General features: G+C 66.3%; 22 protein-coding genes and 1 pseudogene. 4 read left to right on the top strand and 19 right to left on the bottom strand.

Going from position 1 to position 22,418, the window contains the following annotated elements; genetic code table 11:
• Positions 1 to 99: 99 nt before the first annotated feature.
• The 7 genes from QW845_RS03090 to QW845_RS03060 form a co-directional block, all read right to left on the bottom strand.
• Positions 100 to 1,164 (bottom strand): ketopantoate reductase family protein, encoded by a 1,065-nt coding sequence (locus tag QW845_RS03090; protein ID WP_315800176.1) that lies wholly within the window; start codon positions 1,162 to 1,164, stop codon positions 100 to 102.
• 261 nt (positions 1,165 to 1,425) lie between these two features.
• Positions 1,426 to 2,040, bottom strand: a complete 615-nt coding sequence (locus QW845_RS03085) for a YitT family protein (RefSeq protein WP_315800175.1) — start codon at positions 2,038 to 2,040, stop codon at positions 1,426 to 1,428.
• Positions 2,041 to 2,065: 25 nt separating this feature from the next.
• Positions 2,066 to 3,232: an amino acid aminotransferase gene (locus QW845_RS03080; protein WP_315800174.1), complete on the bottom strand. Its 1,167-nt coding sequence runs from the start codon at positions 3,230 to 3,232 to the stop codon at positions 2,066 to 2,068.
• A gap of 191 nt (positions 3,233 to 3,423) precedes the next feature.
• The gene (locus QW845_RS03075; protein ID WP_315800173.1) at positions 3,424 to 3,759 is read right to left on the bottom strand and encodes a hypothetical protein; all 336 of its coding nucleotides are present in this window, start codon (positions 3,757 to 3,759) and stop codon (positions 3,424 to 3,426) included.
• Positions 3,760 to 3,831: 72 nt separating this feature from the next.
• Positions 3,832 to 4,188, bottom strand: coding sequence for a cupin domain-containing protein (locus QW845_RS03070; protein WP_315800172.1), 357 nt, complete (start codon positions 4,186 to 4,188; stop codon positions 3,832 to 3,834).
• A gap of 182 nt (positions 4,189 to 4,370) precedes the next feature.
• Positions 4,371 to 5,333, bottom strand: a complete 963-nt coding sequence (locus tag QW845_RS03065) for an alpha/beta hydrolase (RefSeq protein ID WP_315800171.1) — start codon at positions 5,331 to 5,333, stop codon at positions 4,371 to 4,373.
• Positions 5,334 to 5,378: 45 nt separating this feature from the next.
• Positions 5,379 to 6,152 (bottom strand): SDR family oxidoreductase, encoded by a 774-nt coding sequence (locus QW845_RS03060; RefSeq protein ID WP_315800170.1) that lies wholly within the window; start codon positions 6,150 to 6,152, stop codon positions 5,379 to 5,381.
• 212 nt (positions 6,153 to 6,364) lie between these two features.
• Here QW845_RS03060 and QW845_RS03055 point away from each other — a divergent pair, with 212 nt between their 5' ends.
• A complete protein-coding gene (locus QW845_RS03055) occupies positions 6,365 to 7,351 on the top strand; it encodes a DUF2155 domain-containing protein (protein ID WP_315800169.1) in 987 nt (328 codons plus the stop codon).
• Between the two features lie 7 nt (positions 7,352 to 7,358).
• Here QW845_RS03055 and aat read toward each other — a convergent pair whose 3' ends face one another.
• The 10 genes from aat to tcuA all read right to left on the bottom strand — a co-directional run bounded on the left by aat (position 7,359) and on the right by tcuA (position 17,401).
• Positions 7,359 to 8,039 carry a leucyl/phenylalanyl-tRNA--protein transferase gene (gene aat / locus QW845_RS03050; protein ID WP_315800168.1) on the bottom strand — a complete coding sequence of 227 codons (681 nt, stop codon included), beginning with the start codon at positions 8,037 to 8,039 and terminating at the stop codon, positions 7,359 to 7,361.
• A gap of 59 nt (positions 8,040 to 8,098) precedes the next feature.
• Positions 8,099 to 9,187: a sensor histidine kinase gene (locus tag QW845_RS03045; protein ID WP_315800167.1), complete on the bottom strand. Its 1,089-nt coding sequence runs from the start codon at positions 9,185 to 9,187 to the stop codon at positions 8,099 to 8,101.
• Positions 9,184 to 9,621, bottom strand: a complete 438-nt coding sequence (locus tag QW845_RS03040) for a response regulator (protein ID WP_172109443.1) — start codon at positions 9,619 to 9,621, stop codon at positions 9,184 to 9,186. The genes QW845_RS03045 and QW845_RS03040 overlap by 4 nt, the downstream gene beginning before the upstream one ends.
• Entirely contained in the window at positions 9,618 to 11,138 is a 1,521-nt protein-coding gene (locus QW845_RS03035) for a sensor histidine kinase (RefSeq protein WP_315800166.1), read from the bottom strand. The genes QW845_RS03040 and QW845_RS03035 overlap by 4 nt, the downstream gene beginning before the upstream one ends.
• Before the next feature lie 117 nt (positions 11,139 to 11,255).
• Positions 11,256 to 12,605, bottom strand: coding sequence for an acetyl-CoA carboxylase biotin carboxylase subunit (gene accC, locus QW845_RS03030; protein WP_315800165.1), 1,350 nt, complete (start codon positions 12,603 to 12,605; stop codon positions 11,256 to 11,258).
• Positions 12,606 to 12,688: 83 nt separating this feature from the next.
• Entirely contained in the window at positions 12,689 to 13,174 is a 486-nt protein-coding gene (gene accB / locus QW845_RS03025) for an acetyl-CoA carboxylase biotin carboxyl carrier protein (protein WP_315800164.1), read from the bottom strand.
• Positions 13,175 to 13,225: 51 nt separating this feature from the next.
• A complete protein-coding gene (gene aroQ, locus QW845_RS03020; RefSeq protein ID WP_315800163.1) occupies positions 13,226 to 13,705 on the bottom strand; it encodes a type II 3-dehydroquinate dehydratase in 480 nt (159 codons plus the stop codon).
• A 264-nt stretch (positions 13,706 to 13,969) separates the two neighbouring features.
• Positions 13,970 to 14,728: a DUF1236 domain-containing protein gene (locus QW845_RS03015; RefSeq protein ID WP_315800162.1), complete on the bottom strand. Its 759-nt coding sequence runs from the start codon at positions 14,726 to 14,728 to the stop codon at positions 13,970 to 13,972.
• Positions 14,729 to 14,901: 173 nt separating this feature from the next.
• Complete coding sequence (gene tcuB, locus QW845_RS03010; protein ID WP_315800161.1) at positions 14,902 to 15,999, bottom strand: tricarballylate utilization 4Fe-4S protein TcuB; 1,098 nt, start codon at positions 15,997 to 15,999, stop codon at positions 14,902 to 14,904.
• Complete coding sequence (gene tcuA / locus QW845_RS03005; RefSeq protein ID WP_315800160.1) at positions 15,986 to 17,401, bottom strand: FAD-dependent tricarballylate dehydrogenase TcuA; 1,416 nt, start codon at positions 17,399 to 17,401, stop codon at positions 15,986 to 15,988. The genes tcuB and tcuA overlap by 14 nt, the downstream gene beginning before the upstream one ends.
• A gap of 190 nt (positions 17,402 to 17,591) precedes the next feature.
• On the opposite strand from tcuA, the gene QW845_RS03000 reads away from it, so the two are divergent.
• Entirely contained in the window at positions 17,592 to 18,260 is a 669-nt protein-coding gene (locus QW845_RS03000) for a GntR family transcriptional regulator (protein WP_315800434.1), read from the top strand.
• A gap of 121 nt (positions 18,261 to 18,381) precedes the next feature.
• On the opposite strand, the gene QW845_RS02995 is transcribed toward QW845_RS03000, so the two are convergent.
• Together QW845_RS02995 and QW845_RS02990 are read right to left on the bottom strand one after the other, a co-directional pair.
• Positions 18,382 to 19,146 carry a DsbA family protein gene (locus QW845_RS02995; protein ID WP_315800159.1) on the bottom strand — a complete coding sequence of 255 codons (765 nt, stop codon included), beginning with the start codon at positions 19,144 to 19,146 and terminating at the stop codon, positions 18,382 to 18,384.
• Between the two features lie 128 nt (positions 19,147 to 19,274).
• Positions 19,275 to 20,669, bottom strand: a complete 1,395-nt coding sequence (locus tag QW845_RS02990; protein ID WP_315800158.1) for a M48 family metalloprotease — start codon at positions 20,667 to 20,669, stop codon at positions 19,275 to 19,277.
• A gap of 152 nt (positions 20,670 to 20,821) precedes the next feature.
• Between QW845_RS02990 and QW845_RS02985 the strand changes: the two genes are divergently transcribed.
• Together QW845_RS02985 and QW845_RS02980 are read left to right on the top strand one after the other, a co-directional pair.
• Positions 20,822 to 22,021: a pyridoxal phosphate-dependent aminotransferase gene (locus QW845_RS02985; protein WP_315800157.1), complete on the top strand. Its 1,200-nt coding sequence runs from the start codon at positions 20,822 to 20,824 to the stop codon at positions 22,019 to 22,021.
• Positions 22,022 to 22,058: 37 nt separating this feature from the next.
• Positions 22,059 to 22,322, top strand: a pseudogene (locus QW845_RS02980) (dicarboxylate/amino acid:cation symporter); the annotation flags it as partial.
• Between the last annotated feature and the right edge of the window lie 96 nt (positions 22,323 to 22,418).

Genomic DNA, 22,418 nt, shown 5'->3' with positions numbered 1-22,418 from the left:
CATTCCGGACGATGTGAATCAATGAACGCGCGAACCATGCGTTGGCCGCGCGTTCATGCAAAGTCACATCTGGTTACGGACGATGTCGGCGCCCGCGCGTCATTGCGCGCTGGAGCCGCCGACCACGATCTTCTCGTTGAGCTTGAAGTCGACCGTCTGCACTGTCTGATCGATCTCGGGGTTGGGCATGCCGAGCTGCTGCGAGATCAGCTTCACCAGAAGGTCGACGCGCTCGATGAAGGGCGCGCCGGCGGCGACGGCGCGCGCGGCCGACGACGGCTTGAGCAGGCTTTCCGCCGCCTTGGCGTATTTCTCGAACGGCACCTGGTCGCTCGGATCGGCGCCGAGCTTGCGCGCGATGGCGTCGACGTGCTCGTATATCGATTTCGACTGGGCGAGGTTGCCGTGCACGGCGTCGCGGATCGCCTGCGGCTCGCCGCGGGTGATGCAGCGGTAGTTGCCGGTCAGCAGCATCGACCACTTCGCCAGCGGCACGAACAGCGAGTCGAACACCTTCAGCTTCACGGGCACGTCCTGGCCGTCGAGCCTGACCGCGTCGATGTCGCGCTCGAGCTCGCGCAGCAGCGCGTTGTGCGTTTCGTCCTCGAACGCAGCGGCCTTGAAGTTGGTCGGCAGGCCGACATGCAGCACGTTGGCGCCTTCCTCCGGCGGACGGAAGGCCTGCGGATCCGGCGAGCACAGCGTCACCAGTCCGGGCGTGAATCGTTCCCAGACCGCGGGATTGGTGTAGGCCTCGTCGAGGTCGACATTGGCGAGCGCCGGAATGCGCTTGAGATAGGGCAGCGGCGGCATGTTCATGATCGAGAGGCACGGCAGCCTGGCCTCGGCGATCTTCACCATCAGCACGCGAATGGTGTGGTTGGTGTATTGCGGCTCCTGCATCGCCAGGCCGACCAGGTCGTAGCGCGACAGGTCGACACTGTCCGGCGTGGCGGCGTCGAGCTTGCCCGGCAGGTCGCGCGAGAAGATCGAGCGGTGCGTCGGCTCGTCGCGCAGCTTGATGCGGACTTCGGTGCCGTCGCGGTTGATCAGCTCCGCCGTTTTCTTGCGGCAGACCAGCGTCACGTTGTGACCGGCCATCAGCAGCTTGGTGCCGAGGAGGGAGCCGTAGGAGGCCCCGAGAATCAGGATGTTGCGTGCCATGCCTTGGTCGTCCCCAGAGATCGGTTCGAGATTTCGCGTTCGCGTTTCTTATTGGTGATCCAGCCGGACCGAAGAGTCCGTCAGGCGCCCCGCAGGGGCGGACGGAGGCGGTAACCCATTGCCTCGGTTGCTGGCATACCAGAGCTTTCATCCCATGGAATGCGCCGTCTGGCAAGGTGCAGCGCACCCATGCGGCACCCGGCGCGTGTCGCGGCCGAGCCGGCCAGGCGCGATCGACCTTGCGCTTGGAAATCCGGCGGCTCAGCTCAGCGCCATATAGCGCCCGGGCTTGTGGTTGATCGCGATGATGACGTTGACGATCACGATGCCCAGGATCGACAGCGCCAGACGGTTGACCGGGATGACGAAGAACGCGGCGATCATGATGAGGAAGTCGACGGCGAGCTGGAAATAGCCGGCGCGGATCTTCCAGTGCTCCTGCAGATACAGCGCCAGGATGTTGATCCCGCCGAGCCCGGTGCGATGCCGGAACAGCATCAGCAGGCCGGTCCCGGTCAGGCCGGCGCCGATCACCGTGGCATAGATCGGATCGATATGGCTGATTTCGATCCATGACGTCGTCAGCCGTGAGAACAGCGCGACGAGCCCGACCGCGACGAAGGTGCGGATCGTGAACGGCCAGCCCATGCGCCGGACGGCCAACGCATAGAACGGCAGATTGATCAGGAAGAAGCTGAGCCCGAAGCCATAGCCGCTGATGTAGCTCAACAGCAGCGACAGGCCGGCGGTGCTGCCGACCAGCAGCACCGTCTTGCTGTAGATGAGCATGCCGAGCGACACGAACAGCGTGCCCAGCGTCAGCGCCATCGCGTCCTCGTAGAGCTTGTGCCGCTCCTGAGCGACGATCTCGGTCACGGCCTTGATCCTTGCAGGCGATGGCTCAAAGCGACTTGAACAGGCCGGCGACGCGCGCGACGTCGGCGAGCTTCAGGCCTGCGATGTTGATGCGGCCCGAGGTCGGCATGTACACGCCGTGCTTTTCGCGCAAAGCCATGACCTCGGCCGGCGTCACCGGCAGCAGCGAGAACATGCCTTCCTGGACGCCGATCGCGATCGTGTTGGACCAGCGCCCGCCGAGCGCCTCGGCAAAGCCGCGCCGCAGGCTCGCCAGGCGGAGCCGCATCGACTCGAGCTCCTCGCTCCAGTCGCGTCGCAGATCGGAGCTGTCGAGAATGGTCTTCACGATCGCCGAACCATGGTCCGGCGGCATCGAGTAGCTGGTGCGCGCGATCGCGACGAGATTGGAGCGCGCGGTGTCGGCGGCTGCCTGCGACGTCGCGACGGCATAGAGCGCGCCGGTGCGCTCACGATAGAGCCCGAAGGACTTCGAGCACGACACGGCCACGAGCGCCTCGGGGACGGCCGCGATCATCGTCCGCAGGCCGGCGGCGTCACCTTCGAGCCCGGCGCCGAATCCCTGGTAGGCGGAATCGATCAGCGGCACGAGCCCGCGCGCGGCGATCACGGCGGTGATGCGCGCCCAATCCTCCGCGCGCAGCGGGGCACCGGTGGGATTGTGGCAGGAGGCGTGGATCAGGACGGCGTCGCCGGGCGCGGCGCGCTGCAGTGCCTCCAGCATGCGGTCGAGCTGCAGCGTCTGCGAGGGCACGTCGAAGTAGGGATAGGTCTCGATCTCGAGCCCGGCCGCGGCGAAGATGCCGGCATGGTTGGGCCAGCTCGGCAGGCCGAGCCAGATCTTGCCGGTGCCGGCCTGGCGAACCAGATCGGCTGCGAGGCGCAAGGCGCCGGAGCCGCCCGGCGTCTGCACGCCGGCGGCGTGGACCGGCAAGGCCGTGCCGCCGACCATCGACCACAGCAGGTCGAGGAATGCCTGGTCGCCTTCCGGCGCCACATAGCTCTTGCTGTCCTGGCTCTCCCAGATGATGCGCTCGGCAGCTTTCACAGCGCGGAAGATCGGCGAATGGCCGGCCTCGTCACGATACACGCCGACGCCCAGATCGACCTTGTCCGCTCTCGGATCAGCCTTGAAGATGCCGATCAGAGCGAGCAGGGGGTCATCGGGTTGGTGGGTCAAGCGGTCGAACATCGGGGCGATCCTATTGGAGGATGGTCTCGCCAGACGGCCATGGGCCGTCCTTGCGGGCGACGGGACACTATCTTGGTTGCAGCGCAAAAACAGCGGACATTTCGGCGATGCTCCGCTTCGTCAGCTGCATGGGCGGCCGTTGCGCCCTCAGAACTGGCCCTGGCCTGCCTGAGCGTACTGAGCGACAAGCGTCAGCGACTGCCGTCTGAGCCAGAACGAGGCTCGGGAGACGGCTGTGGGGACTCGTTGCGGATCCTGCTCGCGCGCTTGGCGGCAAGCTGGGAGCGAACCCTGCCATCGACTTTGCGTCCGGTCGCACGCTGCCATGTCCGAAGCTCGGCGGCGGTCAGGATCACCTTCACGACACGCTGGTCTGGACGATCGCCGATCGTGTCGATGACCTCCTGAACGCTGGTCAGCCATTCTTCGTAGGTATCGTGCAGATCTGGGCAGATACGCCTGATATCATCCCACTCCTCGGGCTTGAACCAAGCCAGCGCAATCTCCAGAGTTGGCTCCATGTTCATCCTGCTCACCTGTCCGCTCCGAATGATATCTCAAACTCGCGGAGTCCCGAAGCTCTGACGTCTTTCGGCGAGTCAGATGCGCGGCTTGGGCGCGGGCACCCGGTCGGAGTCGCCTGAGTTCGGTTCGCCCTTGGGTTCGATCAGGAGCACCTTGACCTCTTTGGCCGCGCGCGGCCGATGGACGACGCCTCTGGGAACAACGAACAACTCGCCGGCCTTCACCGTTCGCGAGGGCTGACCTTCGATATCCATTTCCATCTCGCCTTCCAGGACGAGGAAGAAGTCATCCGTCGTGTCATGCTTGTGGAACGGGAATTCTCCCATGAACTTCACGACCATCACGTCATTGTCGTTGTAGTCCGCGACCACGTGCGGGTCCCAATGGCCTGAGAATTGGCTCAGCTTGTCGGCGAGGTTCACGGTCTTCATGCGCGAGTCTCCTGCTGCGAGGAATGAGATGTGGCTGTCCAGTCGTCCCGGCTGGTTTGCACGGGATGTAGCTGTTGCTCGAGCGCGAGCAAGCCGATCTCACACGAGACGACTTCGACCGCATGTGAGCGCGACCCGCGAACTCGCGGGTCGTTGTGTTCCGAGCTCAGCGCGGTAACGGCTCAGATGCCGCCGGGCCGATCGAGCTGCTTCAGCCAGACGCCGATGTCGCGCGCCGCGACATTGGCCTGGTCGAGCAGCTTGCCCATGGTGAAGAAGCCGTGGAACTGGCCGGGATGCGTCCGATAGGTCACCGGCACGCCGGCCTCGCGCAAGCGCCGCGCGTAATCGTCGCCTTCGTCGCGCAGCGGATCGGCGCCTGCGGTGAGCACATAAGCCGGCGGGAGCCCGACCAGGGTTTCCGCCTTTGCCGGCGAGGCCCGCCAATCATGGATGTCGGCGGCACTGTTGAGATAATGGTCGCGAAACCAGCGGATCACCGAATGCGTCAGCAGCACGCTGGTCTCGGGCTCGCTGTGCGAGGGATGGCTCATCGAAAAGTCGGTGGCCGGATAGATCAGCACCTGGCCTGAGAGCTTCGGGCCCTTGCCGTCACGCGCCGAGAGCGCGACGACGGCGGCGAGATTGCCGCCGGCGGAATCGCCGCCGACGCTGAGCCTGGCTGCATCGATGCCGAGCGCGGCGGCATTGTCGGCGATCCATCGTATGGCCGCGGCGGCGTCGTCGACCGCGGCCGGAAACTTGTGCTCGGGCGCGAGGCGGTAATCGACAGAGATCACGATCAGTTCGCCTTCGTGCGCCAGCGCGCGGCAGACCACGTCGTGCGAGTCCAGATTGCCGATCACCCAGCCGCCGCCGTGATAGAACACCAATCCCGGCGCAAGACCGTTGGTCTGCCGCACCGTTTTTGGCCGATAGAGCCGGGCCGGGATTGCGCCATGCGGGGCAGGGATGGCGAGGTCCTTGACCTCCGCAAGCTCGGGCGGCTCGGGATTGCTGACGACGCGCGCGGCCAGGTAGTAGTCCCGCGCCTCCTGCGGCGTCAGCGTCTCATAGGCCGGCCGACCGGCCTCCTGAAATGCCTTGTAGACGGCAGCGGCATCGGCATCGAGTTGCACGGGCATTGCAAAAACCTGTCGGGTTGAAAAGACGGTCGAGTGGAAGGGACGTCAGGCGGCGGTGCGGCCGCCATCGACGGTGTAGGCTGCGCCGGAGACGTAGCTCGCATCATCGGAGGCGAGGAAGGCGACGATCGCGGCGACCTCCGCGCCCTGGCCGAGCCGGCGCGCGGGGACGCGGTCGACGACCTTGTCGGCCGGCACGGGAGCGCCGCTGCGCCCTTCGATGATCGCGCTCAGCATGCGGCTCTCGATCAGCCCGGGGCAGATGCAGTTCACGCGCACATTGGTGCCGGTGCATTCCCACGATGCGCTCTTGGTCAGGCCGATCACCGCGTGCTTGCTGGCGCTGTAGACCGCGATCTGTGGCGAGCCGATCAGGCCGGCGATCGAGGCGGTGTTGATGATCGAGCCGCGGTTCTGGTTCAGCATCACCGGCAGCACGTGCTTGAGGCCGAGAAAGACCCCGACCACGTTGACGTCGAGCACGCGGCGGAACGCCTCCAGCGGATACGCCGTGATCGGCTTGATCTCGCCTTCGATGCCGGCATTGTTGAAGAACACGTCGATGGTGCCGAACCGATTGCAGGCCTGTCGGACATAGGCCGCGACCTGGTCCTCGTCGGTGACGTCGGCGGCCACGGCGAAGGTCTCGGCGCTTGCGGGCAGGCCGGCCGTCGCGGCGGCGAGATCGGCCTCGCGCCGGTCGACGGCGACGATGCGGGCGCCCCGCGCGGCCAGCAGCCGCATGGTCGCGGCGCCGATGACGCCGGCCGCGCCGGTAACGACGGCCACCCGGCCGTCGAGACGGATCGAATCAGACATCGGTTTCCTTCCCTTTGACGCCGGTTCCGTCCGGCTCTTGATCACGACTATCTCATTGGATGAACCGGCTGACCAGCACGCGGCGTGCTGGCAGCTCGCCCTTTCCCCGCCGTATTCGGCATGTTAACGGGAGGGCTGATCGAGAGCGGCGGATGGGTCATGACGCGATTTGATTGTCCCGAACCCCGATTCGCCTGATAAAGCCGCGCGAGATGCACCGAACAATCGTCCTGACCGGTATCGCGGCATTGCTGGCCGCCACATCCCTCACGCTGTCCGTGCCGGCGCGCGCGCAGATCGGTACCATTTTCTCCGATCCGGTTCCGCGCCCGCCGGGCAACATTCCGCGCCGTGGCGAGCCGATTCCGCCTCCCGAGGAAGAGGAGGAGATCCCCGAGCTGCCGCAGGGCCGGGTGCTGCCGGCGCCGACCCGGCCGCCGCCAGGGCAGGGCGCCGCCCTGCCGGGTCCGGTCCAATCCCAGCCGCTGGCGCCGCCGCCGGGAACGACGATCCTGCCACAGAACAATCCTCCGGTCGCGGCCGTGCCGCCGCCCGGCCAGCCGGGGGCTGCGCCCGGTCAGCGGCAGGCGCCGCCACGCGGCGCACCCCAGAATGCGGCGATCCCGCCGAACGGCGCGGTACCGCAAACCCCGGCCACCATCCAGCCGGGCGACGAGGTCGTGACCGAACCGCCGGCGCAGAAGATCGTCAACAAGAAGGCGAGCTTCTCCGGGCTCGACAAGATCACCGGCCGCATCATCAATTTCGACGAGGAAATCGGCGAGACCGTGCAGTTCGGCGCCCTGCGGGTGAAAACCGATGCCTGCTACACGCGGCCGGCCACCGAGGCCGCCAACACCGACGCATTCGTGGAGGTCGACGAGATCACCTTGCAGGGCGAGGTGAAGCGCATCTTCTCGGGCTGGATGTTCGCGGCCAGCCCCGGCCTGCACGGCGTCGAGCACCCGATCTACGACATCTGGCTGGTCGACTGCAAAGAGCCGCAGACCACGGTCGTCAGCGCCGCGCCGGATCAGAAGCCGGCCGCGGCGCCGCAGCCTGCGCAAAAGCGTCCGCCGCAGCAGCGGCAGGCGGCGCCCAGGTCGCCACCGCCGCCGCAGCAGTATCAGACCCAGCAGGTGCCGCCACCACCGCCGCCGCCCCAGGCGGGCGGACCGTTCGGCGGAGTGTTCAGATAACCGGCGCTCAGCCGCGCGCGGCGATGATCGCGAGTGCCTCGGCGCCTGAGATCGGCCGATCAACCGCCAGCCTGGCGAAATTGGCGGCCGGCCCCCTCAGGGCCTTTTCGAGCAGCACGGTGTAGCGCCGGCGCGGGATCTCGAGGGCGCCGAAGGTCTTGAGGTGCTCGGTGACGTATTGGGTGTCGAGCAGCTCGAAGCCGCCGGCGATCAGCCGCGCGACGAGATGCACCAGCGCGACCTTCGAGGCGTCGCGGGTGCGGTGAAACATGCTCTCGCCGAAGAAGGCGCGGCCCAGGCTGACGCCGTAGAGGCCGCCGACCAGCTCGCCATCCTGCCAGCATTCGACGCTGTGGCAATGGCCGAGCGCGTGGAGGCCGCTATAGAGCTCGCGGATGCGCTTGTTGATCCAGGTGTCCTCGCGGCCGGGCTGCGGCGCGGCGCAGCCATCCATCACCGCCTTGAAGGCCTGGTTCACCGTCACGGTGAAGGCATCCGACCGGACCGTGCGCGCCAGGCGCGAGGCGACGCGAAAGCCGTCGAGCGGAATGACGCCGCGCAGCTCCGGCTCGACCCAGAACAAGGTCGGGTCGTCGGCGCTTTCGGCCATCGGGAAGATGCCGCAGGCATAGGCACGCAGCAGGACCTCGGGCGTGATCTCTGACGCTGCGGAGTCGCGCGTATTCATGAGATCAGCATAGCAGGCCGACGTCGGCCGCGCGATGGTCGCGTTCCGTCCGCGCCAGCTCAACCGACCGCGGCAGAAGCGGGCTTGGGAGCATGCTTTTCGAAGCGGAATCGGACGACGATCTTGGTGCCGGCATGGTTCGGGTCCGGGCCGACGCTGGCATCGAGCTTGGTCGCCATGGCGCTGACGATGCGCTGGCCCATGCCGGTCGAGCGCGGGTCGCTGGTCGCGTTGAGGCCGACCCCGTTGTCGGCGATCGACAGCATGATGTCCTCACCCGCGAGCTTCAGCTCGACATGGATCGGGCCAGGGCCGTCGGGATAGGCGTATTTGACCGCGTTCATGACCAGCTCGTTGACGACGATGCCGATCGCGACCGCGCGATCCGGGTCGATCTCGACCGGCTCCGCCTTCAGGGTCAGCCGCGACATCCGGTTGCCCTCGGCCGAGCGGCGGAGGTCGTCGAGCAGCGAATCCAGGTACTGGTTGAGCAGCACGCTCTTGAGGTCCTGGGACGTGTAGAGGCGGCGATGCACCTGTGCCACGGCGGCGACGCGGCCCATGGCGTTGGTCAGCGCCGCCTTGACGTCGTCCTGATTGCTGGAGTTGGCCTGAAGATGCAGCAGCGAGGCGATGATCTGGAGCGAATTGCCGACGCGGTGATTGACCTCGCGCAGCAGGACCTCGCGCTCGGCGGCCAGCGCCGCGTAGCGGTCGCGTGACGCCCGCACCTCGGCCTCGGCCTCGTCGCGCGCCTTCTGCAGCCGTGCCTGCCGCACCGCGCCTTCGGCTGCGACCTGCAGCAGCGGGATGAACTCGCCCTGCACGTCCTTGACGAGGTAGTCGGCCGCGCCCGCCTTCAGGGCCGTGACCGCGATCTTGGAATCCTGTGAGGCGGTGACGAACACCACCGGCGGTGGTTCGGGCAGCGCCATGATGCGCTCCAGCGTCTCGAGCCCGTCGAAGCCTGGCATGTACTGGTCGAGCGCCACGACGTCGATGCCGCCGCGCTCCAGCCGCTGCAAGCCCGCGCTGCCGTCGCTCGCGTGTTCCACCGTGAAGCCCAGGCGCTTGAGCCCGCGCTCCACCAGCCGCGCCAGCGCCGCGTCGTCGTCAATGTAGAGCAGCGTGGGGGCGGCGGAGCTCATGCGGCGGGCGGAACCTGGATGACGGAGAAGAACAGGCCGAGTTGGCGAATGGCGTTGGCGAAGCTTTCGTAGTTGACCGGCTTGGTGATGTAGACGTTGCAGCCGAGTTCGTAGCACCGCTTGATCTCCTGCGAGTCGTCGGTCGTGGTGAGGATGACCACGGGCGCGCTCTTCAGGAAGCTGTTCTGCTTGACCATCTTCAGGATGTCGATGCCGGTCATGTCCGGCAGGTTCAGGTCGAGCAGGATCAGCAATGCGTGCCCCTTGTGATCGAGGCCGGTGCCGTCAGCACCCAGCAGATACTTCACGGCATCTGTACCGTTGGTGAACGGCTTGATTTCGTTGTTGACGCCGGAGCGGCGGATGTTGCGCTCGATCAGGCGGGCGTGGCCTTCGTCGTCCTCGATCATGATGATCGTCACGGGCATGGTCATCGGTCTGAATTCCGGTTTGAGGCGTTCCAGTTGATCGGGAGCGTGATGGTGAACGTGCTGCCCTGGTCGAGCTCCGATGCGACCGACATGGTTCCGCCGAGCCGGCGCACCAGGGCACGGACATGCGCCAATCCGATCCCCTGACCCGGACGGTCCTGGGTCCCGGCGCGGCGGAACAGATCAAAGATACGTTGGTGATCCCGGGGATCAATCCCCCGGCCGTTGTCCGTGATCTCGAAAATGGCGAAACCGAGCTTGGTGCGGGCGCGAATGGCGATGTCGCCGGGAACGCCCGGCTTGAGATATTTGATGGCGTTGTCGATCAGGTTGGAGAAGATCTGCTCCAGAGCCAGGCGGTCGCTGACGATGGCCGGCAGCGGTTCCAGGCGAATGGTGGTGTCGGTTTCGGCCGCCTGATGCGCCAGGGTCGAGACGATGCCCTCGATCAGCTCGCGCGTATCGACCCGCACCGGCACGAACTCGCGGCGGCCCTCGCGGGTCAGGTTGAGGATGGCCGAGATCAGCCGGTCCATCTTGGCGATCGAGGATTTGATGAAGCCGAGCGCCTCGGTGAAATCCTCCGACAGCTGCTGGTCGGCGCCTTCGAGCTCGGGCTCGGTGCCTTCCGCCGGCGGCGGCGCGTCGGAGGCCGCCCGCGCCAGCGTCGCGATGCGCCGGAAGATATCGTTGCGCAGTTCGTCGAGCTCGCTGGTGAAGCCCATGATGTTGACCAGCGGCGAGCGCAGGTCGTGGCTCACGATATAGGCGAAGCGCTGGATCTCCTCATTGGCCTCGCGCAGATCGGCAGTGCGCTCGTCGACGGTGGCTTCCAGATTGAGATTGCTCTCGCGCAGCTGTGCCTCGGCATCGTCGCGCGCGCGGGTCGAGCGGCGCACCAGCAGCACCGAGATGATGGCGAGCACGACGACCAGCGCCGAGCCGGTGATGGTGACGATGGCGGCGAGCTGCTGGCTGGCATCGGCATTGGCGGTCCGCAGCGCCAGCAGCCGCTCCTCCTCGAGACGCATCGCCTCGGCGGTGTCGCGCATGGTCTTGCTGCTGCTGGTCGAGCCCGCGTCGCGGACCAGGGCGATCGCGGCGGCGAGGTCGCCGCGCGCGACCAGCAGCTTTTCGCGGTCGAATTGCGACAGCCGGGTCTCGATCACGCTGCGCAGCGTGGCGAGATTTTCAACCTGGGCGGGGTTGTCCGCGACCAGCCCATGGAGCTTCTCGAGCACCGGCCCGATCGCCGCGACGGCCGCCTCGTGGTCGTTGAGGAACTCCTGTCCCTGGGTGAGAAGGTAGGCCCGCGCCGCGCTCTCGGCGCGCCGCACCTCGAGCAGCAGGGCGTTGATCTGGTTCTCGGCCTCGACGGTGTGCACCACCCAGGCGCTGTCGCTGCGGGCCTTGTTGACCAGCAGAACCGACGCCGTGCTGACCGCGACAAGCACGAGGAAGCCCGCTGACAGCAGCAGGACCTGTCCCAGCGTGCGCCTTCGTCTCACCTCAGGCGCCACCGCATACTCGCACGTCGTTGAAAATCACTGCCCCCTGGCGGAACTGATCCGACCCACCAGAACGCGGCTGCGGCCGGATGGTTCCGCTTCGGATGACAGTTTTCTGAATGCGGCCGCTCAGTCGGTCTTCTGGCCGGCCAGATACTGCTCGAGCCAGTGGATGTGATAGTCGCCGTCGATGATCGCGGGCTCGCGGACCAGGGCGCGGAACAGCGGCAGCGTGGTCTCGATGCCGTCGACCACCATCTCGTCCAGCGCGCGCCGCAGCCGCATCAGGCACTCGACCCGGCTCTTGCCGTGGACGATGAGCTTTCCGACCAGCGAGTCGTAATAGGGCGGGATCACATAGCCCTGGTAGACGGCGGAATCGATGCGGACCCCGAGGCCGCCGGGCGGATGGTACTGCTGGATCTTGCCGGGCGAGGGCCGGAAGCTGACCGGGTTCTCTGCGTTGACGCGGCACTCGATCGAGTGGCCGTTGATGACGACCTGGTCCTGGCTCATCGGCAGGTCGCCGCCGGCGGCGATGCGGATCTGTTCCAGCACGAGGTCGATCCCGGTGATCATCTCGGTGACGGGATGCTCGACCTGGATGCGCGTGTTCATTTCGATGAAATAGAACTCGCCGTCCTCGTAGAGGAATTCGATGGTGCCGACGCCGATATATTTCAGCTCCTGCATCGCCTTGGCGACGGTATTGCCGATCTTGGCGCGTGCGGCCGCATCGAGCACCGGGGAGGGGCCTTCCTCCCAGACCTTCTGGTGGCGGCGCTGCAGCGAGCAGTCGCGCTCGCCGAGATGGATGGCGCCGCCGCGGCCGTCGCCGAGCACCTGGATCTCGATGTGGCGCGGCTTCTGCAGATACTTCTCCAGATAGACCGAGGCGTCGCCGAACGCCGATCTCGCCTCGTTGGCCGCTGTGGTCAGCGCCAGCTGCAGATCGGCCTCGGTGTGGGCGACCTTCATGCCGCGGCCGCCGCCGCCGGCGGCAGCCTTGACCAGCACCGGGAAGCCGATCTCCTTGGCGATCGCCATCGCGTCCTGGTCGGGCGTCACCGCACCGTCGGAGCCGGGCACCACCGGAATACCCAACCGCTTGGCCGTCTTCTTGGCCTCGATCTTGTCGCCCATCAGGCGGATGTGCTCCGCCTTCGGCCCGATGAAATGCAGATTGTGGTCCGCAAGAATCTCGGCGAAGCGCGCGTTCTCCGACAGGAAGCCGTAGCCGGGATGCACGGCGTCGGCGCCGGTGATCTCGCAGGCGGCGAGCAGGGCGGGGATGTTGAGATAGCTGTCCTTCGACGGCGGCGGCCCGATGCAGACGCTTTCATCGGCGAGACGGACATGCATCGCATCGGCGTCGGCGGTGGAATGCACCGCGACGGTGGAGATGCCGAGCTCCTTGCAGGCCCTGAGGATGCGAAGGGCGATTTCGCCGCGATTGGCGATGAGGATCTTGTCGAACATTGTGCCTCGGGCGCGAGTGGCGAGTAGTGAGCGGCGGACGTGGAATGGCGGACCATTCGCTCGTCGCCGTCCGCTAGTCGCGCTTATTCGATGATGACGAGCGGCTCGCCGAACTCCACGGGCTGGCCGTCCTCGACCAGGATCTGCGTCACCGTGCCGGCGCGCGGCGACGGGATCTGGTTCATCGTCTTCATGGCCTCGATGATCATCAGGGTCTGGCCGACCGAGACCTTGGAGCCGACCTCGACGAACGGCTTGGCGCCGGGCTCGGGCGCCCAGTAGGCGGTGCCGACCATGGGCGAGGGCACCACGCCGGGATGTTTTGACAAGTCCGCGCCGGCGGCTGCCGCGGTGGCGGCCGCGACCACGGGAACGCCAGCGGTGGCGGCTCCGATGGCCGAATGGACGGCCGCCGCAACGGTCACGTTGCGGGCAACGCGGATGCGAAGGCCGGCACGCTCCAGCTCGATCTCGGTCAGGCTGGTCTCATCCAGCAGCGCTGCGAGCTCGCGAATGAGCTGGCTGTCTTCGGATTTCGCGATGGTCTTGTCGTCGGGCTGGGGCGCCATGATCTGATCCGGAACGTTGGGATGCGTGAGGACTGTGACGTCAGGCTTGCGCTAGATGTCGGTCTGCGTGACGGCTTTGGCGCCGATCTTGGCGGCGAGGCCGGTAATCGCCAGCCGGTAGCCGTCGATGCCGAAGCCGCAGATCGAGGCAAACGCGGCCTTCGCGGTGAAAGAATGGTGCCGGAAGCTCTCGCGGGCGTGGATGTTGCTGATGTGCACTTCGACGGTGGGAATCTTCACCCCCATCAGCGCGTCGTGCAGGGCAATGGAGGTATGAGAGTAGGCGCCGGCATTGAGGATGATTCCGACCACACCGCGGCTGCGGGCCTCATGGATGTGATCGACGAGCACACCCTCATGGTTCGACTGCCGGCACTCCGCCGTCAGGCCGAAGCGGGCGGCCGTCTCGACGCACAGCCGTTCCACGTCTGCCAGGGTGGCATGGCCGTAGGTCTCCGGCTCGCGGGTGCCCAACAGGTTGAGGTTGGGTCCGTTGAGGACATAGATCGTGTTGTGCGCGGCGTCGGCCATTCCCATCCCGGCGGTGTGGCGGCAGTGGGCGGCGTTATAGGTAACAAAGCCGCCAAGGGGAAGCCTTTCGGCAGCCGGGTAGACTGACCGAGGCTTGGTCCGTCACACGAAAAAACCGTCTTAAGAGTACGAAATTGCTGAACAACCGGCTTTGTCCACGGGACTGCACGCGTTGCGTGTGATGGCTCCCGCGCGCGCTTTGCGCAATAGGTTGGGGCGGGCATTGCTGCCCGCCCCTCGTTCTCGTCGCCTGCCTGGTCGGGATCAGACGTTGAGAACCGCGACGATCTCGTAGGTGTGAGGATCGATCACGACGATCTGCTCGCGAACCAGGATGAAGTCATATCCGCGCCACTCCGGATAGATCGTCACGACTTCGGTCGGCAGCGGGTGGAAGTGAACCTCGCGCGGCACCCTTGTGCCGACGGAAATGTTGAAGTTGACGTTGGTCACCGGCTCGACGCGCTGGCTGCGGATCACCGTGGTGATCTTGGTGCGCTGCTCGGTGGTGAGCTTGGCAGCGGCGCCGGCCTGTCCGGTGGTGGTCTGCGAACGCTCGGTGCCGGTCTTGGTTTCGGCATTGGTGCTGGTGCCGGTCTTGCTGTCGCGACCCTCGGCCTTCATGTTGTTGTCGCGACCCTCGCGACCTTCGGCCTTCATGTTCTTGGCGCCGCCCTTGCTGTCGCTCTCGGTGCTCGCGCCCTTGGTGGCCGGGCCCTTCATGCCGTCCTCGGCGTGCTGGCTCTTGGTCGCACCGGGCTTCTGTTCCGATTGACTGGAGCGCATGTCGGACGCGCCGCCGGCCGCAGGCGAGGCGCTGTCGCGATGCATCGCGCCGCCGGGCGCGTTCATGCCGCCGCTCGATGCTCCGCCGGCAGCACCACCGGTCGCACCGCCCTGCATGGCTGCGCCGCCGGACTGTCCAGCTGCGCCGCCCGCACCGCCGGCACCTTGCGCATGAGCAAAACCTGCACCCGCCAGGAGCGCGATTGCAGCAACTGATACCATCAAGCGATTGGTCATCCTCTATCCTCCTCGTATTGGCACTGCCCGCGCCGACAACGGCAGGAAGTAGGAGTCGTTCCGTGCGTCTCCGATCGTTCCGGAAAAATGTCGCAGATCGCAACCTTATGAACGGATGCTCAGGGTCATGAACGCCGCATGACCATCGTGGCGATCAGTCGCGCTCGCATGAGCTACGCGCCGTGACGTTCGCGCGCGTAGCGGACGAGAGCCAAGAATCGATAGAGGCCGTGCACGAACTTGCCGTAGGGCATCGTGATGAAGAGCGCGAATACCGCACCGAGATGGAGCGCGAGCAGCAGGCCCATCGTGCTGGTCTCGCGTAGCAAGAGGAGGGCGAGACCGGTTGCGCCGGTGAGCACGAGCATCGCCAGGAACGCGACGTCCATGGCGAGACTGCCCGCATCCATCATCGCAGGCTCACGCCTGCGCTTGGCGGTGTAGAGTCCGAGCGGGCCGACCACGATGCCCAATCCGCCGAGCGTGCCGAGCACGACCGGCAGATCCCACAATGGATACGGCGCCTCACGGTGCAGAAGATAGTGATAGAGCGTCGCAACGCTGGTCGATGCGACGCAGAGCATGAAGCCCCAGAACGTCAGCTGGTGATAGAACCGCCTGGTGTCGCGCGGCCGCTCGTCCTCGTTGTAGCAGCCGACACCGCCGCCATCGAGATAGCGCAGGCTGGCTGCGTCGCGGACGGCGCGCAGCAGTGGACGTGGGCGCGTCAGGGTCGAGCTCGGCTCGCCGATGTCATTCCAGAAGGCCCGGGCGCCCATGATGAAGGCGATGATGGCCCACAGGAAGGCCGCGCCGAACAACAGTGCCAACGCGTTGTGGGGCATGAGCGCGTAGAACGAGCCGGGGCCGTGCCGGCCTGCAAACACCGCGGCCGGATCGTTGAAGGCCACGATGCCGAGGATGGACGCGGCCATGCTGATCACCGCGATGAGCGACACCGCGAGGCCGTTGCGCCTGAACAGCGGCGCCAGCGCGCGCGGCCAGGCATAGTCGGCATAGCTCTCGTGCCGCACCCGGGCCAAGACGGAGGGGACGCGAACATCGAACTCGTGCGGTGGCGCGAACTGGCAGTCGACGTAGCAGGCGCCGCAGGCATGGCAGAGATTGGCGAGATAGTTGAGGTCGCCGCCCGTGAAGGCGCGGCGCATCTCCATCGCCGGAAACACGGCGCAGAGTCCCTCGCAATAGCGGCAGGAATTGCAGATCGTCATCAGCCGATCCGCCTCGGTCAACGCCTCACTGCGCTGCATGTGTCGCTGCTCCCCGGCCGGCGATGCGCCCGAACACGCTGCCGATCGTCATGCCGATTCCTGCGGCGTAGCCGCGGCCGAGCACGTTGCCCGCCATGATCTCGCCTGCGGCATACATGTTGTCGGCGGGACCGCCGGACTTCATCATCATTTTTGCGGCGTGATCGACCCGCACGCCGAGATAGGTGAAGGTAATGCCGGGCCGAACCGGATAGGCGTAGTAGGGGCCGCTGTCGATGCGGCGCGCCCAATGCGATTTCGGGGGGATCAGGTTCTCGGTGCGGCAATCGTCGAGGATGTCGGGATTGAATTGTCCGTCGCGCACCGCCGCGTTGAAATAAGCGACGGTGGCGGTCAGCCTGTCCGGATCGAGGCCGAGCTTGCCAGCGAGCTCGGCGATGCTGGCCGCCTCGATCGCGGGGTAGAGCGACGGCATGAACAGGTTCGCCGATTTCGTGTCGAAGATGATGTAGGCGATCTGGTCCGGCTGCGCAGCCACCAGGCGTCCCCAGATCGCGTAGCGCTTCGGCCAGACGTCCTCGCCTTCGTCGTAGAAGCGCTCGGCGTTGTTGTTGACGACGATGCCGAACACGACGCAGTCGAGCCGCGTGATGATGCCGCCGTCATATTTGGGGGCGCGCGCATCGATCGCCACCGCGTGGCACTGGGTCGGATCGCCGATGCTGTCGACGCCGGCGCCGAGCAGCATGTCGAGCACCGTGCCGCGATTGTTGGGCGTGCCGCGGATCAGGAAGTTGCGCGCGATCTCGCCCCAGCCCTCGACCAGCTTGTCGATATTGGCTTCGAAGCCGCCCGCAGCCGCCACCAGCGCTCTGCCGGCGATGCGCATCCGGCCATCGCCGTGCCGCACGATCGCCGCGCGGAAGCGGTTGCCGTCGATCTCCAGCCCCACCACCTCGGCCTCGTAGCGCACCTCGACGCCGAGCCGCTCGGCGGTCAGATACAGCGCATTGAGCATGGCCCGGCCGCCGCCCAGGAAGAACGAGTTGGTCCGTCCTAAGCTCAGCGTGCCGCCGAGCGAGGGCTGGAAACGCACGCCCTGTTCGACGATCCAGTCGAGCATGTCCTTGGACTCGCGGATCATCAGGCGCGCCAGTTGCTCGCTGGTCTGGCCCTCGGTGACCCGCAGGAGATCGTCCCAGAACTCGTCCTCGGTGTAGGGGCCGCTCAACGTCGTGGTTGCCGCGTCATGGGCGCAGCGCATGTTGCGGGTGTGGCGCGTATTGCCGCCGCGATAGAACTTCGAGGCGGCCTCCAGCACGATGACCGAGGCCCCGCCGCGCCGTGCCGCAATGGCGGCGCAGAGGGCCGCGTTGCCGCCGCCGACCACGACGACGTCGTAGGTCTGGGGATGGTCGGCGATATCGCTCTGATCAGTCATCGCAGGCCCTCGCGGACGCAAGGCGGCAGGCCCTGGATCGGCTTTGGTCGCACAGCCACGCCATCGGCCGACCGGCAATAGAGGGTACGGAAGTGCGGGCTACAGTGGGCATGGAAATCGTATACTATTGTATACAAAAATATGCAAGATATGCTGTTGTTCGGAGCGAGGTTGTGAGATCGTGACCCCCATGTCCTCGGAAGCGCCATCGCTCACCATCGATCGTGACAACGTCTCTCTCGGCGAAGCGGTATTTCGTGCGCTGTGCCATGCGCTGGAGAACGGTTTCTATCGCTCCGGCGATCGGCTGCGGGAGGACGAGGTCGCCCAGAAGCTGAACGTCAGCCGGACGCCGGTCCGTGAGGCCTTCGGCAAGCTGGTGGCCAAGGGGTGGGTGCAGCCGGCCGGTGGACGCGGCCTGATCGTGCGCAGTCTCGACGAGAACGAAGTCCTCGAGCTGTACGCGATGCGGGAAATTCTCGAAGGCGCCGCGGCCCGGCTCGCCGCGCAATATGCCGTGCCGGCCGAGGTCGCGGCGCTCCGCGACATTCATGCGAGCTTTGTCAGCGCGGGGGACGCCGCCGAGCTGGCGCGGCTGAACCGGCTGATGCACGGTGCGATCCAGCGCGCCGCGCGCAACCGCTATCTCGACGCCGCCCTCGAGGACATGCATGTCGCGACGGCGCTGCTGGGAACCACGACGTTTGCGGCCGAAGGACGTGCTGCAACAGCCGCGGCCGAGCATGGTGAGCTGATCGAGGCGATCGCGATCCGCGATCCCGATCGGGCAGAGGCGATTGCACGCGGGCACATCCGCGAGGCACTTCGAACCCGGCTCGGCATGAGGCTGAAGGGATAGGCGAGGGCGCTGCCGCCACCGGTCTGTCGCTTCTTCACCGGCTCACGGCAAAGAAGAAGGCCGGCTGAGACAGCCGGCCTTCGATTGATCCCATGATGGCGAGACGCTTTGGCAGATATGCTCAGCAGCTCGCCTTGCCGCAGCGGGCCGTGCTGATCTTCTCGCGCAGGCCCTCGACGCCGACGGCGCCGATCACGACCTGCTTGCCGATCACGTAGCTCGGCGTCCCGTTCATGCCCATCTCCTCGGCGAGCTTGAAGTTTTCCTCGATCGTCGCCTTGGCCTCGGGGCTCGCCATGTCCTTCTCGATGCGCGCCATGTCGAGCCCGAGATCCTTGGCGACGGCGAGCGCATGGGCCTTGTCGGCTTGGCCGCGGCCGCCCAGCAGCTTCTGGTGGAAGTCGAGATATTTCTGCGGGGCCTGCATGCGAACGGCAACCGCGACCTGTGCGGCCTCGACGGAGCCCTGGCTCAGCACGGGAAATTCCTTGAGCACGACCTTCAGCTTCGGGTCGCTCTTCATCAGCTCCATCATGTCGGCCATCGCGCGCTTGCAGTAGCCGCAATTGTAATCGAAGAACTCGACGAAGGTGACGTCGCCATCCTTGTTGCCGAGCACGACGCCGCGCGGCGAGTTGAAGATGGTCTCGGCGTTCTTGCTGACGCTGGCCTCGTGCTTGGCCGCCTCGGCCGCCGTCTGACGCTTCTGCAGCTCGGCCATCGCCTCTTCGAGCACCTCGGGATGCGCGATCAAATAGTTTCGGACGATGGTCTCGATCTCGCCCCGCTGGCTGTCGGAGAAGCTCTCCGCCGACGCGAGCTGAGGCACGCCGCAGAGCGAAAGCGCGAGCAACATCGCGGGAATGAGCGTGCGGACTGACGGCATGAAGGAGGTCCTCTGGGTCAAATGATCGGGTCCTTGTCGATGGTCGTGACGGTATTCTGATATTCTGGATCGGATGATAGCAGTAGTTCAAACCTTCAGCGGGCGCCAACCCCCCGCTGTCCGACACCCTACTGGCCGGAAAGCGGCTTTGCCGTGACGATGTCGTCGGCCCTGACCCAGCCCGGCGAGCCGACCGCGAAGCGGGTTTTTGCACGCGAGGCAAGCTCGCGCGCCGTCTTGTTGTCGCCACGCAGGAAGGCGGCCTGCGCCGAGGCCAGATCCGCCTCCGCATAATCGCCCTTGCGACCGTAGGCCATCGCGAGCTGGGAATAGCCGAGCGGCGCCTCGGATTCGCGCGCGACCGCCGCGCGCAAGATCGAGATCGCCTCGTCAGTGTAGGCTTTGTTCTCGGATGCCACCAAGGCCTGACCAAGTAACATCTCGATGAGCGGGGCGTTATTGGACAGGTGCACCGCCTTGCGCAGCGGGGCGATCGCCTCAGTGGGGCGGCCGCCCTCCAGCAGGGCCTGGCCGCGGACCTCGTAGAAATAGGGGTTGTTGGGCTGCACCTGGATCAGGCCATCGATCTGGCTCAGGGCGCTGCGCAGGTCGCCATGCAGGTAGGTGGAGATTGCCCTGGCGTAGCGGGCGGGCAGGCCGGTGTCCGACAATGGATAGCGCCGTGCCACCGTGTCCGGCCGTTCCATGAAGGCCGAGATCTTGGCACGGACCATGTCGTGGCGGAGCTGCAGTGCGGGGTCGTCCTTCTTGTCCCAATAGGGGCTTTGGCGCGCGAGGCCCTCGAGCGCCTCGACGCGATCGGCCGGCATCGGATGTGATTGCAGATAGGGGTCGGCGCCGCGCGCGGCGAACAGGCTCTCATTGGTGAAGCGCTTGAACGTCTCGTACATGCCCTTCGGCGATTGCGCTGTCGCGGTGAGGAATTTCACCCCGGCACGGTCGGCGTTCTCCTCCTGCTGGCGCTGATACGACAACAGCGATCGGCGGATGACCTCGCCCGGGGCCGACAGCGTCGCGGCGCCGGCATTGGCCAGGCCGCTGCCGCCGCCGCGCGCGCCAACGGCGAGGGCGCCGGCCCCGAGAATGGTGGCGATGATCATCTGGGTCTGCGCGGTGGCGAGCTGCTGGCGCAGCTTGGCGAGATGACCGCCGGCGAGATGGCCCGTCTCGTGCGCGAGCACGCCGATCAGCTGATTCGGATTTTCCGACTGCAGGATCGCGCCGTAATTGACGAAGATGCGGCGGCCGTCGGCAACGAACGCGTTGAAGGACGCATCGTTGATGATGACCATCTGGATGTTCTGCTTTTCGAGCCCAGCGACGCGCAGGATCGGCCGCGTATATTCGCGCAGCAGCACCTCGGTCTCGGTGTCGCGCAGGATCGGCGGTCCCTTGCCCTGCTGCGCCGACGCAGGCGCGAGCGGCGCCAGCGTCACGGCCGCCGCGACGACCGCGGCAAGCCCGCCGGACAGTTTCTTGCGAAGAACGATACGGAGCGACATCAGGCGATCTTTGCAATTGGCGCGAGGCGCGAGACGGGCTATTGCCCACCAAACGGCGGAATGCGGCTCATCTGCGGCGAACGAGGCCCATGGGCTGACCTCGACCGGTTCACGGAGCGGGTCCGGACAGCCGGGGTCAATAGCAGATATCGATGGTGGATGCGACAGTGATACCGACATTGGAACAGCGGATCGCCAACCTGACGGCGCCGTCCGCGCGCAGCAATGTTCCACCGTTCATGGTGATGGACGTGATGGCTGCGGCCGAGCGGATCGAGTCGGGCGGCGGACATGTCATCCACATGGAGGTCGGCCAACCGGCGGCGGCTGCGCCACGAGCGGCCATCGCGGCCGCGCATGCCGCGCTCGATCAGGCCCGCATCGACTACACCTCGGCGCTGGGTTTGCTGTCGCTGCGGCAGCGAATCGCACGGCACTATCGCGAGACGCATGCTTGCGAGATCGATCCGGCGCGGATCGTGATCACGACGGGATCCTCCGCCGGATTCATCCTGGCGTTCCTGGCGATGTTCGAGCCCGGTGACCGCGTGGCCGTGACCGTGCCGGGCTATCCGCCCTATCGCCACATCCTGACGGCGCTGGGCTGCGAGCCGGTGCTGATCGAGACCACGGCGGAGAACCGTCACGCTTTGACCGGCGAGGCGCTGCTCGCCGCGCACCGCAAGACGCCGCTGAAGGGCGTGCTGGTGGCAAGCCCTGCCAATCCGACCGGCACCATGATGTCGCGCGAGGCGCTGGGCGGCGTCATTGCAGCCGCACGCGATGCCGGCATCCGCTTCATCTCCGACGAGATCTATCACGGTCTGGACTACGCGTTTCCGGCGGTGACGGCGGCGGAGCTGTCGAGCGAGGCCCTGATCATCAACTCGTTCTCGAAGTACTTCTGCATGACGGGCTGGCGCATCGGCTGGATGGTGGTGCCGGATGCGCTGGTGCGGCCGATCGAGCGTCTGCAGCAGAACCTCGCGATCTCGGTTCCGACCCTGTCGCAGATCGCGGCGGAAGCGGCGTTCGACGGCCGGGCCGAGATGGAGGCCATCAAGCACGGTTACCAGGAGAACCGCCGCATCCTGATCGAGGGTTTCCCGAAGGCCGGCCTGACCCGGTTCCTGCCGGCCGACGGCGCCTTCTACCTCTATGCCGACGTGTCCGACTTCACCTCCGACAGTTTCGACTTCGCCAAGCGGATGCTGGAGGAGACCCATGTGGCCGCCACGCCGGGCGTCGACTTCGATCCGATCCACGGCCGCAGCTTCGTGCGCTTTTCCTATGCGCGTTCGGCCGAGGACATGCGCGAGGCGGTGGCCCGGATCGCGCGCTGGCTAGGCTAGGGCGCGGATGAGGTCGGTTGTGCACCCTTCGTCATTGAAGGGCACGAGCGGCGTTGACGTTGCCGTCTTCGTCACCTTGGCCGCAACGCTGTCGGTCGTGAAGCCGGCCCTGGTTCCGGGCATGGCGATCGTGTGCTCGACCGACGAGTTCATGCGCGAGCCGCGTGCGCCGACCAACATCACCGGCAACGGCACGGCCGCCGTGTTCGCCTCGTGGCGGGAAGACGAACGCGACCATGATCTCCTGCAGAGACGGCTCAATCAGCAGATCGATCCGTCGGATGTCGAGACGGCCGTGACGTGGCTTGAGCGGCCTCCGGTCGTCACGGCCAGGAACGATCGCCATACGCCATATGAAAAACGCCCGGCCATCTGGCCGGGCGTTTTGCATTGAAGC

Source organism: Bradyrhizobium sp. SZCCHNS3002, from assembly GCF_032377435.1.
Taxonomy (GTDB): Bacteria; Pseudomonadota; Alphaproteobacteria; order Rhizobiales; family Xanthobacteraceae; genus Bradyrhizobium.
This window is presented reverse-complemented; position numbering and strand designations above follow the sequence as displayed.